This is a genomic window from Nocardia sp. NPDC051570 (genome assembly GCF_044454005.1).
Lineage (GTDB): Bacteria > Actinomycetota > Actinomycetes > Mycobacteriales > Mycobacteriaceae > Nocardia.
On record NZ_JBITDI010000004.1, the window covers coordinates 262422 to 273660 of the forward strand.

Here is an 11239-nt window from a genome sequence, read left to right on the forward strand (position 1 = left end):
AGCACCGCCGCCGGACCGATGCCGTTGCCCTATCGACGCCTCGGCGGTGGGTGCCTCACCAATCCACATGGGAGGCAGGGGCGATGGAAACCAACGGATTGCCACGACCCCAGGCGTGCGTCCACAAGCGTCGACAGCCGACGCTCGAATACACCGCCGCACCACATATCGTCCTGAAATTCCTTGCCGCACTTCGAATCTCGAACCCCGACTACCAGGTTGAGATCCAGCCCATCGACGACCCGGACGGCAATGTGCCACCCAGGCCACTGTGGCAGATCCGAGCATGGGACCGATGATGAACGAGTTCATCGCGTTCGGACTCGGCATCCTCGGTGTTCTCGCGGCCGTTGCCGCCGGGTATTGCCGCGACGGCCGCCGCCCTAACGACCGGAACCGACCATGAGCTGGCAGTGGGGCCTGGTGATCGTGATCGGAATCCCGCTCGCGGTCTTCCTCGTCGTTATCTTCTGGCCGCAGCGGATTCCGAAGGGCCGCTCGGTGCACGAGATCCGGCAGCGCATCGAAGGCGAGGACCATGAGCCGTGAAAGCGACTCGCGCAGAAACGATCTGGTGCGGCCTAAAGGCGCGGGGAGGCGGGGGCGTGCCAGGTGTCTTCGAGCATCCGGGGCTTGCAGGCTTGCCAGGCTCCGGCAACCAGCACGAGCACCGCGACACACAGCAGCGCGAACGGTGCACCCCACCCGCCGGTGACGTCGTGCAGCACACCGAACAGCAACGGCCCCACACAGGCCACGGCATAGCCGACGCCCTGGGTGAATCCCGACAGCGCGGCCGAACCGGCCTGGGTACGCGTGCGCAGGTTGATCAAGGTCAGCGCGATCGGGAAGGTGCTCGGGCCCAGACCCAGCAGCAGCACCCACAGCAGCGGCACGCTCATCGGCGCGATCAGCAGCCCGGCGAAGGCGCCGAAGAAGCACAGCGCGCAGACCGCCACGATCGGGAACGGATTGCGGATGCGCGCGGCGATCGTCGGCGCGGACAGCGCGGCGCCGAGGCCGATCAGCGAGAAGATGCCGACCATCGTGCCGCCGAATGCCTCACTGGCGCCGGCGTCGGAGAAGATCTTGGGCAGCCAGGCGAACATGGCGTAGGTGGTCAGCGAGGTCATGCCGAACATGCCGGCCATACCCCAGGCCAACGGCGAGCGCCAGGGCTTGCCCGCGGCCTCGCCCGGCTCCGGCGGCAGCGCGGTCCGATCCTGCTGATCACGCCCGCTCCGAGCGCGCAGCACACCCAGCCACGGCAGCACCGCGACGAAGCCGAGCACCGACCACATCCCCAGCGACACCCGCCAGCCGTGCGCATTCGCCACCGGCACCGTGATCAGCGCGGGCACCACGGTGCCCAGCTGCACCATCACGATGTAGAACGAGCTCAGCGTGCCGACCCGATCCGAGAAGTACCGCTTGACCAGCGGCGGGATCACCACATTGCCGACGCCCATACCGGCCAGGGCCAACGCGGAGAAGACCAGCAGCTCCCAGGTATCGGGCACGACGGCCCGCAGGGCCTGACCGAGGCCGACGGCCAGCATCGCGACCAGCGCGGTGCGCTCGAGTCCGAGGCGACGCTCGAGAATAGGGGTGAGAATGCCCGCGAAGGCGAACATCGCCGTCGGGATCATGCCGAACACGCCGACCACGGCTGTCGAATAGCCGATGTCCTGACCGATCCGTTCGGCCAGCGGGCTGAAGGCGGTAACCGCGACACGCAGGGTCGATGCCGAGGCGATGATCGCGACCAGGACCAGCAACCGACCCTCGACGAAGGAACGGCGGCGCTGCCGCTGGCTCTGCTGGGTCGTCTGCTCGGCGGTTACTGTCACCGAGAAATCATAGGATGATTGGATGTTATGCGGCAACAAATGTGATGCGGGGTACTCTGTTGTCCGTGCAACCCGTTCGTCGCACCAGCCTCATCGCTCAGGTCACCGAGCAGCTGCGTGCCGAAATCCGTTCCGGCCGTTGGCCTGTCGGCTCCCGTATCCCGACCGAACCGGAGCTCACCGAGCTCACCGGCACCGGTCGTAACACCGTGCGCGAGGCCGTCCAGGCCCTCGTACACGCGGGAATGCTCGAACGTCGCCAGGGCTCGGGGACCTATGTGATCGCGACGTCCGACCTGGGCGGAACGCTCACCAAGTACTTCGCCGACGCCGTCACCCGCGACATCCTCGAGCTGCGCCGCGCCCTGGACACCACGGCGGCGCGGCTGGCCGCCGAGCGCCGCGACGATAACGATATCGCCGATCTGCGCCGCCTGCTCGACGTGCGCATCCGGGCCTGGGACGAGGCCGGGCAGGAGGCCCAGGAAGCCATCGACGCCGATGTGCAGCTGCACCGCGCCATCGTGGTCGCCAGCCATAACGCGGTATATCTGGAGTTCTACGATTCGCTGCTGCCGGTCATCGAACAGGGAATCCGTTCCAGCTCGGCCAGATCCACCGAGGACTATCACGCCGAGCACGCCGAACTGGTCGAATCGGTCATCGAGGGCGATCCGGAACGGGCCGCGCGCGTGGCCAACTGCTTCTTCGGCTCGCTCATCGCGGAGTATCCGGACAGGTAAACAACTCGTCACCGAGCGGGTTGCGCCGCGGTGAGTGAGAATTGGCCCGATCGTCATCGAGTGTGAATCCGGTGTAACGGCTCCTTCGTACGGTAGAGCCCACCCGCCGGTCCCGCAGGCCACGTGCTCCTCCGGCCCGGGCACCCCGATGAGGGGCGGTCGCATTCAGCTCGAGAGGAAGCCATGACCACCGACGCCGCAGCGAAGCCCGGCACGGACACTCCGCCATTCACCTATCAGGCCCGCGGCCGCTGGCTGGACCGCTGGGAGCCGGACAACGAAACCTTTTGGGAGAGCGGCGGACAGCAGACCGCACGCAAGAATCTGTTCTTCTCGGTATTCGCCGAGAATCTGGGCTTCAGCGTCTGGGTGCTGTGGGCCAGCGTCGTCACCGCCATGGGCCCGGCCGGTTTCGCCTTCCTGGACGGACTGGGCAAGGGAAATCCGGTGGCACTGAGCAATTCGCTGCTGCTGACCTCGATGCCCACGCTCGTCGGTGCGGCACTGCGGATTCCGTACACCTTCGCCATCCCGAGGTTCGGCGGCCGGGCGTTCACCGTCTTCAGCGCCGTCATGCTGCTGATCCCGACGCTGGGGCTGGCGTATTTCGTCAATCAGCCCGGAACTCCGTTCTGGGTCTTCATGGTTCTGGCCTCGGTGGCCGGTGTCGGCGGCGGTAACTTCTCGTCATCGATGGCCAATATCAACTTCTTCTTCCCCGAGGGTAAGAAGGGCACGGCGCTGGGCATCAACGCGGCGGGCGGCAATCTCGGTGTGGCACAGACACAATTGTTCGTGCCACTGGTGATCACGCTGGGCACGCACATCATGGCCAAGGACGCGGGCGGCTACCGGTTCGGCATCACGCTGGCCACGCTGATGTGGATTCCCTTCGTGCTCATCGCCATGTTCGGGGCCCTGCGGTACATGGACTCGATCACCCATGCCAAGGCCGACGGCAGCTCCTACAAACTGGCACTGGTCAATCCGCACACCTGGATCATGGCGGTGCTCTACATCGGCACCTTCGGCTCGTTCATCGGATTCTCCTTCGCCTTCCCGACGCTGATCAAGTCGAACTTCCCGGAGCTGGCCAAGATCGGCTGGATGGGCACGCTGGGCAACCTCGCCTTCCTGGGCGCGTTCGTGGGTTCGATGAGCCGTCCGTTCGGCGGCTGGATCGCCGACCGGCTCACCGGCGCACGGATCACGTTGTACGTCTTCGGCGGTATGGCGGTGGCGACCGTGCTGATCATGGCGGCGTTGTCGGCCAAGAACTTTCCGCTGTACCTGATCGCGTTCCTGCTGTTGTTCGTGCTGACCGGCGTCGGTAACGGCTCCACCTACCGGATGATTCCGTCGATCTTCGCCGCGGCGGCCAAGCAGCGCGCCAGCGAGACCGGACAGGATCCGGCCGGGGCGGTCATCGCGGCCAAGCGGCAGGCCGGCGCCGCGATCGGCGTCGTCGGCGCGGTCGGCGCGGCCGGCGGCTGGGTCGTGCAGCAGGCGCTGCGCGAGTCGGCGCTGCACTTCCACGGCAGCATGGCACCCGCGTTCTGGGCCTACGCCGTGGCGTTCCTGATCATGGGCGGACTGACCTGGTGGTTCTATCTGCGTTCGTCGTTCGCGGTGGACCGGTCCCCGTCGCTGGCCTACGCGAACATCTGATACCGAAAAGCCGTGCCGGGCAGCGACTTTGCCCGGCACGGCTTTTTTGTTGTGACACGGGGTCTTTCACACGACGAGGCGGACCATATCCGCCGTGCGGGCCAGGCCCGGGAAGGCCTCCGGCGTCGAGCGCGGATGTAATGCGTGCACCGCGAGCCGAAACATGACCGCGCGCAACACCATCTGCGGCCATTCGGGCAGATCCGACCAGCGCTGCAGCAGGCCGTCATCGGCGCCGCCCCAGGACAGGGCGTCGACCACGATGACCCCCGCCGCCCAGGGCCCGGGCCGCCAATACGGGGTGATATCGGTGAGGCCGGGAGTATGCGGCCCGGCGAACAACACCGTGCCGAACAGGTCGCCGTGCACCAACTGCGGCGGGGTCTGCACCGGTCTGCGCAGGGTGGCCAGCTGCGCGAGCATCTCCAGGCTGCGCTGCCCGTCGGGCGAGGTGACCGGCAGCATGCCGCCGATCTTGAGGCTGCGCAACGGAACCGGCTCCCACGCGGCCCGATCGGCGGCGACGAAGACATCGACATCCACCCACGGCGCGATCGGCTGCTGCACCAGAAAGCGCGGCCGATCCAGCGCCGCGGTCACCTGATGCAGGCGCAGCGATACCGACACCACCTCGTCGTGGCGCGGCTCGGGCGTGCCCTCGAGATAAGTGTCCGCGCGCCAGCCGGATACGACGTACCGACCGTCGGTCGCGCGCACCGGGCGCGCCAACCGCAGTCCGTCCACCTTCATCGTCTCGCGAACCTTGGCCGACCATGCGGCCCGCGCATGGTCGGCCACGGGGCTGAGCACCACATCGCCACAGCGCCAGCCGCCGTCCCAATCACCCAGTGCGATCGGGGTTTCTTCGCGAAGTCCGAACGTGGCACGCACGTGCTCGGGCGGTTCCACAGAAGTCACGGCCGTACCGTACTCCCAGGTCTTTACCCAACGAGACTGCCGCGCCGAGTCCTCGAGATCGGCCTGTGGTATGTCGTTAATTCCTACTTACGGAACAACTGATTTCGCAAGCACATGGGTAACTCGTCGGGCACGCCCAAGGCCCAGCCAGGCACCCGACGCAGGACCTGTGGCCAGGCCCGTGCGGCACCCGACTGGTATGGCCTGAGACGCGGGGAGGCGGCACAGCGCCTTAATACACGGGCAGTGAGGGATCGATCTGCTTGGCCCAGGCGATGATTCCGCCCTGCAGGTGAGTGGCGTCGGAGAATCCGGCGCGCTTGAGCGCGGCCAATGCCTCGGCGGAACGCACACCGGTCTTGCAGTGCAACACGATCGGACGATTCTGCGGCAGTTCGGCCAGCGCCTCACCGGACAGGATGCGGTCCTTGGGAACCAGCGTCGCGCCGTCGATCCGCACGATATCCCATTCGACCGGCTCCCGGACATCGATGATCGCGACATCCTTACCCGCGTCGAGCATCTCCTTCAGCTCGCGCGCGGTGACGGTGGCGCCGAGGACCGCGGCCTGCCCCTCCTCGGACACCACGCCACAGAACGCGTCGTAGTCGATCAGCTCGGTGATGGGCTGCCGCTCCGGATCGCGGCGCAGCTTGATGGTGCGGTAGCTCATATCCAGTGCGTCGTAGACCATCAGCCGGCCCAGCAGCGGTTCGCCGATGCCGGTGATCAGCTTGATCGCCTCGGTCACCATGATCGAGCCGATGGACGCGCACAGCACACCCAGCACGCCGCCCTCGGCGCACGAGGGCACCATGCCCGGCGGCGGGGCCTCGGGGTACAGGTCGCGGTAGTTGAGGCCGCGGCCCTCGGGGGCGTCCTCCCAGAACACCGATACCTGACCCTCGAACCGGTAGATCGAACCCCAGACATAGGGCTTACCGGCCAGCACCGCGGCATCGTTGACCAGATAGCGGGTGGCGAAGTTGTCGGTGCCGTCGACGATCAGGTCGTAGCGGGAGAAAAGCTCGACCGCATTGTCGTTGTCGAGCCGAAACTTGTGCAGCTCCACGGTGATTCCGGAGTTGATCTCCGCAATGGAATCGCGGGCCGAATCGGCCTTCGGGCGCCCGATATCGGATTCGCCGTGAATGATCTGCCGCTGCAGATTCGAGGCGTCCACCTCGTCGAATTCGACGATGCCGAGGGTGCCGACACCGGCCGCGGCCAGATACAGCAGCGCCGGCGAGCCCAGCCCGCCCGCGCCGATCACCAGCACCTTCGCGTTCTTCAATCGCTTCTGCCCGTCCACGCCCAGATCGGGAATGATCAGATGGCGGCTGTAGCGGGCGACCTCGTCGCGGGTCAGCTCCGCTGCCGGCTCCACCAGTGGCGGCAGGGACTGTGGTGATGACACGTTCGCAGACTCCTCGAATAGAATTCGCCGATCACGCTCACTCCTGCAACGCGGCGCATCGAGCGCTTCTTCCCGCGCAGACCATATCCAACCGCCACCCGGGGCGGACAACGGGACGCGCCCGGCGGCACCGCCTCGCACGGTTTGCGGCGCGGCTCGTCGTTCGGCGGTCGCCGCGCAAGCGACGAAGGAGCAAGCGGCGGCCGTCGAACGACGAGCCTTCGGGCGCCGCAAACCCGCGACGCCGGAGGCGGCGCAATCCAACACAGCTATCCGATCGGATAGGGCCAGGGGTTGAAGCGGCACTTCTTACCGTCCATCGGGACCACGCCCTCCGGGTCGAGGGCGGCGATGTCGTTGTTGCGGGTGCCGAAGGTCTGCTGCATCATCACCGGGGCCAGGGCGCCGTCGGTCTCGCACGGCTGATGTTCGTGATAGCCGATCGCATGGCCGACCTCGTGGTTGATCTGGTATTGCCGATACGAGCCGATATCGCCCTCGAACGACACCGCACCGCGCACCCAGCGCACCTCCGACAGCACCACCCGATCGAGATCGGAGTTGTAGCAGGAGGAGTCGATCGGGATCTCGAAACCGCAGGCGGACTTGGTGGTCTGGCGCGAGGTCAGCGAGATCCGGAAGTCGGGAGTGCCGGAGTCGATGCGGCGGAAGCCGAATGCCGGATCGTGAATCCAGCTCTTGGGATTGGACAGCGTGGCGTCGACCATCTTGGCCACCGCGGCGTCGCCGCCGAATCCGGTGGTGTCGGCACCGTCCTCGACCTCGACGGTATAGGTGAACACATGCGCCTGCGGCGCGCCGACCTGGGCGCTGGTACCCGGCACCAGATGCCAAGTGCCCGCAGCGGTTTCAGCGAACTGTCCACCGTCGGGCAGGGTGCCGGTCGGCAGATCGCCGGAGAACTTGGTGTCCCCCTTGGGCGGCGCGCCGAAGATGCCCGGCGCACGCTGGCTCAGCCGTCCCGGACCGGACGCACCGTGTGTGGTGCCACCCCCCTTGACGGCATCGAGGACGACCAGCACCGTGATGACGAACAGCACGGGCAGCGCGTACGCACGCCAGCCGTAGGCGGATACGAACCGGCCGAGCGCGCTCTGCGGCGGCGCCTCACGATCCGGCCGCGGCCGGGCGCGGGAATCGTCCGGCGCGGTGGGATCCCATCGGGCCCGCAGCGGCTGATGTGAGCGATCGATGCGGTGAGTGAGCTGCTCGGACTGCTCGTCCAGATCGGTATACAACCCGAGTGGGTCGTAGATCTCCGGCTGTGGCTTACTCTTACGTCTCGAGCCGAGGGCACTCGCTCGCGCGGCGACAGCGTCCACGGGGCGGCGCGAATCGCGCCCGCCGGTCGATCTGCCCCGTTGGTCGGTCACGACATTCAGCGTCTCACAACCCGCGCTGCCGCACCGACGGACGTGACCCGAGCTCGAGGGGTTGCGAGATTTCTCACCACTGTGCGAGATTTCTCACGGCGGCCGGTTACTGACCGGTTGCCAATAGAGTGAAAGGTTATCGGTCGCTTGTAGTTGGACGACCGCAATAGTGTGCGAACAGGGATCAGCACGCGGACCCGCATGCGAGTATCGTTCGTGGGATACCCGCGCATACCCATTTCCGAGCCGGGATTCGATTGGGAGAGCCGAAATGACAGACCTCGTGGACCGGATGACGTCGCCTAGAGCGTCGTCCGAGGCCATGCCGAGCAAGCGCGGAACGCGCCTGCCCCGCGACGCTCGTCGCGCGCAACTGCTCGCCGCGGCCAGTGAGGTCTTCGTGCTACGCGGATACCACGCCGCAGGCATGGATGAGATCTCGCAATGCGCCGGTGTCTCCAAACCCGTGCTGTACCAGCACTTCTCGAGCAAGCTCGAGCTATATGTCGCGGTGCTGCAGAACTACATCGATGTCCTGGTGTCGAGCGTGCGGCAGGCGCTGCGCTCCACCACCGACAACCGTCAGCGCGTGCGCGCGGCCGTGCAGGCGTACTTCGATTTCGTCGATCACGAGACCCAGGGCTTCCGCCTGGTCTTCGAATCCGATCTGACCAGCGAGCCGCAGGTCCAGCGCCGGGTGGAACAGGCCACCGAGGCGTGCGTGGACGCGGTCTTCGATCTGGTCGCCCACGACTCCGGGCTGGATCCCTACCGGGCCCGCATCCTCGCCGTCGGGCTGGTGGGCGCGAGCCAGATCACCGCCCGCTACTGGCTCGAGGCCGACCGGCCGATCCCCAAGGAGGAGGCCGTCGATACGACGGTTCAGCTGTGCTGGGGTGGCCTCTCGCGCGTCCCGCTGCACCCCCAGGGCTGATTCGGACAAAGCAAACGCGGCGGAGCAAGTGCTCCGCCGCGTTTTCGCGTTTCTGGGTCACACAGCGGCGAAGCCGACGCGGCCGCTGGTCGAGGTGCCGATCTCCACGTAGGCGACCTTGGCGGCCTGGATCAGGTACTTGCGGCCCTTCTCGTCGGTCAGCGTGACCACGCCGCCGCCGCCCGCCAGCGCACCGGACACCAGCGCCTCGACCTCTTCCGGGGTCTGCGAACTGGTGATCACGAGCTCGCGCGGGCTATCCGAAATACCGATCTTGACCTCCACGGCCAACCTCCTAAGTCCAGATGCTGCTGTCCTGCTCAGGCTAATGCAGGACGAGTGGGTGACGAGACGAGGTGCGCTGTAGGCGAACAGCCTCAACCGAGGCCGAGAACCCGCATGCGCTCGGCGTGACTGGCCTGCATCCGCTCGAACAACACGGCGATGCCGGTGAGATCGCCCGTGGCGGCGAGTACGAGTTCGGTCAGCTCGTCACGCTGGGCCATGACGTACTGCGCCTGGGTGATCGCCTCGCCGAGCAGGCGGCGGCCCCAGAGGGTGAGCCGGTCGCGCTCGGACCGGTTCTCGGCGACCGCGCGGCGGACCTCCTCGATGACGAATTCGGAGTGGCTGGTCTCGGCGAGCACATCGCGCACGACCGCGGCCACCTCGGGGGCCAGCGCGTCGGCGAGCACGGTGTAGAAATCGGCGGCGATGCCGTCGCCGACGTAGAACTTCACCATCGACTCGAGCCAGGTCGAGGGATCGGTGGAGTCGTGATAGGCGTCCAGGGCGCGCACGAACGGCGCCATCGCGTCGAACACATCGACGCCGCGCTGCGAGAGCGCCTGCTCGAGGGTCGCGAAATGCTCCACCTCCGCGGCCCCCATCTTGGCCACGGCGACCTTGCCGCGCAGCGTCGGCGACAGCTTCGCCTCCTCGGCGAGCCGGTAGAACGCGGAAATCTCGCCATAGGCGAGCACCGCGAACAGGTCGGTCACGCCGGGATGATCGGCGGGGATACGCGAATTGGGCTCGGTCGAAACGCCCAGCGCGGCAGACGGGTTGACTCCCATGGCGTCCACCCTAGTCGCGGCGCCGACCGCCCCGTACCCGGTCACGCCCGATCTCGCAGAAACTTCTCGAGGTAGGTCCACGTCGTTTCCCTGGCCTTCGGCCCGGTGAGGATGCCCAGATGGCTGCCCGGCGCGGTCTCGTAGCGAACCTCGGGTGCGCCGGTGAGCGTGGTCCTCCCGTGCTCGACCGCCGCGGCCGTGGTGATCACGTCGTCGGGACCGCCGACCAGCAGTACCGGCGCGATCACATCGGCCAGCGCGATATGCCGCTCCCCCAGCCGCACCACACCCTTGCCGATGTCGTTGGCCAGCATGAACCGGCTCCACAGCTGGTTGTACAGCCGTCCCGGATAGCCGGGCAGCTGGGCCTGGAACCGATCGACGGTCTCCATCCGGGCCAGCGTCGCCGAATCGGTGAGGTTGGCCGCGATGAACAGCGGGCGGCGCAGCTCCCGCTCCCAGGAGGTGGCCCGATAGCCGAGCCGGGTCAGCTGCGCGGGTACACCGCCGGCCGCGCGGACCAGCGTGGAGGTGGCCAGGCCGCGGGTGAATCGCGCGACCGCCCGCAGCTGGGGCACGCCGATCATCTTGTCGTAGTCCAGTGGCGCGCCGATCGCGGTGATCGAGCGGATCGGCAGCGCGGCATCGGCCGCCGCCGTGAGCAGCGCGAGCACCCCGCCCAGCGACCAGCCGACCAGATCCACGGGCGCGCCGTCCCGATCGGCCGAGACCCGGCCGATGGCGGTGGGCAGGATGTCGTCGATCCACTCCTCGAAGCCCATGCGGCGATCGGCGAAGGTGATCTCGCCGTAGTCGATCAGATACGGATGCCGTCCGGCCTCGAGCAGGTAGCTCGCGAGGCTCTGATCGGGCCGCAGATCGAAGCAGAAGGCCGGGGCGGCCAGCGGCGGCACCAGCAGGACCGCGGTCTGATCGGATCCGCCGGTCGAGCCGTCGGTGCGCTCGAAGCGGCGCAGTTGCCGGTGCGGCTCGTCCCACAGCACGGTCGAGGGAGTAGGGGTGGGAGGTTGGATGCCCTCGCCGAAGGTCAGGGCCCACGCATTGCGGGCCGCGACGCCCACCGAATCTGCCAGACTCACGGCATCGAACCTATCCCGTGACATCATGTCTCACATATGTGGCGTTGGCCACCGTCGCGCCGATCGATCCGACCTCCGGAACGGACGCCGGAATTGGCCGCCGCCGATGAATTGCCATGTGCCGCAGCGTACGACGAGA

Annotated in this window: 11 protein-coding genes; 4 read left to right on the forward strand and 7 right to left on the reverse strand. The window is 67.2% G+C overall.

The genetic code is table 11. The annotated features are described in order from the left end of the window. Window positions 1-402 precede the first annotated feature (402 nt). Window positions 403-549, forward strand: coding sequence for a hypothetical protein (locus ACIA76_RS11380; protein ID WP_397151178.1), 147 nt, complete (start codon window positions 403-405; stop codon window positions 547-549). A gap of 32 nt (window positions 550-581) precedes the next feature. Here ACIA76_RS11380 and ACIA76_RS11385 read toward each other — a convergent pair whose 3' ends face one another. Further along, window positions 582-1778, reverse strand: a complete 1197-nt coding sequence (locus ACIA76_RS11385) for an MFS transporter (protein ID WP_397151926.1) — start codon at window positions 1776-1778, stop codon at window positions 582-584. A gap of 137 nt (window positions 1779-1915) precedes the next feature. Here ACIA76_RS11385 and ACIA76_RS11390 point away from each other — a divergent pair, with 137 nt between their 5' ends. Both ACIA76_RS11390 and ACIA76_RS11395 read left to right on the forward strand, forming a co-directional pair. Then, complete coding sequence (locus ACIA76_RS11390; protein ID WP_397151180.1) at window positions 1916-2593, forward strand: FadR/GntR family transcriptional regulator; 678 nt, start codon at window positions 1916-1918, stop codon at window positions 2591-2593. Window positions 2594-2776: 183 nt separating this feature from the next. Beyond that, the gene (locus ACIA76_RS11395; protein ID WP_397151182.1) at window positions 2777-4261 is read left to right on the forward strand and encodes an MFS transporter; all 1485 of its coding nucleotides are present in this window, start codon (window positions 2777-2779) and stop codon (window positions 4259-4261) included. 66 nt (window positions 4262-4327) lie between these two features. On the opposite strand, the gene ACIA76_RS11400 is transcribed toward ACIA76_RS11395, so the two are convergent. The 3 genes from ACIA76_RS11400 to ACIA76_RS11410 form a co-directional block, all read right to left on the reverse strand. After that, on the reverse strand, window positions 4328-5179 hold the full coding sequence (locus ACIA76_RS11400) for a TIGR02569 family protein (RefSeq protein ID WP_397151184.1): 852 nt from the start codon (window positions 5177-5179) through the stop codon (window positions 4328-4330). A gap of 232 nt (window positions 5180-5411) precedes the next feature. After that, window positions 5412-6596, reverse strand: coding sequence for an adenylyltransferase/sulfurtransferase MoeZ (gene moeZ / locus ACIA76_RS11405; RefSeq protein WP_397151186.1), 1185 nt, complete (start codon window positions 6594-6596; stop codon window positions 5412-5414). Between the two features lie 269 nt (window positions 6597-6865). Next, on the reverse strand, window positions 6866-7990 hold the full coding sequence (locus ACIA76_RS11410; protein ID WP_397151188.1) for a DUF3152 domain-containing protein: 1125 nt from the start codon (window positions 7988-7990) through the stop codon (window positions 6866-6868). 271 nt (window positions 7991-8261) lie between these two features. On the opposite strand from ACIA76_RS11410, the gene ACIA76_RS11415 reads away from it, so the two are divergent. Further along, window positions 8262-8924 (forward strand): TetR/AcrR family transcriptional regulator, encoded by a 663-nt coding sequence (locus tag ACIA76_RS11415; protein WP_397151190.1) that lies wholly within the window; start codon window positions 8262-8264, stop codon window positions 8922-8924. A 57-nt stretch (window positions 8925-8981) separates the two neighbouring features. Here the strand turns inward: ACIA76_RS11415 and ACIA76_RS11420 are convergent, their stop codons facing one another. The 3 genes from ACIA76_RS11420 to ACIA76_RS11430 form a co-directional block, all read right to left on the reverse strand. Continuing rightward, window positions 8982-9209, reverse strand: coding sequence for a DUF3107 domain-containing protein (locus ACIA76_RS11420; RefSeq protein ID WP_397151192.1), 228 nt, complete (start codon window positions 9207-9209; stop codon window positions 8982-8984). Between the two features lie 92 nt (window positions 9210-9301). Continuing rightward, window positions 9302-10000, reverse strand: coding sequence for a ferritin-like fold-containing protein (locus tag ACIA76_RS11425; protein WP_397151194.1), 699 nt, complete (start codon window positions 9998-10000; stop codon window positions 9302-9304). A gap of 41 nt (window positions 10001-10041) precedes the next feature. Then, entirely contained in the window at window positions 10042-11100 is a 1059-nt protein-coding gene (locus ACIA76_RS11430; RefSeq protein ID WP_397151196.1) for an alpha/beta hydrolase, read from the reverse strand. Between the last annotated feature and the right edge of the window lie 139 nt (window positions 11101-11239).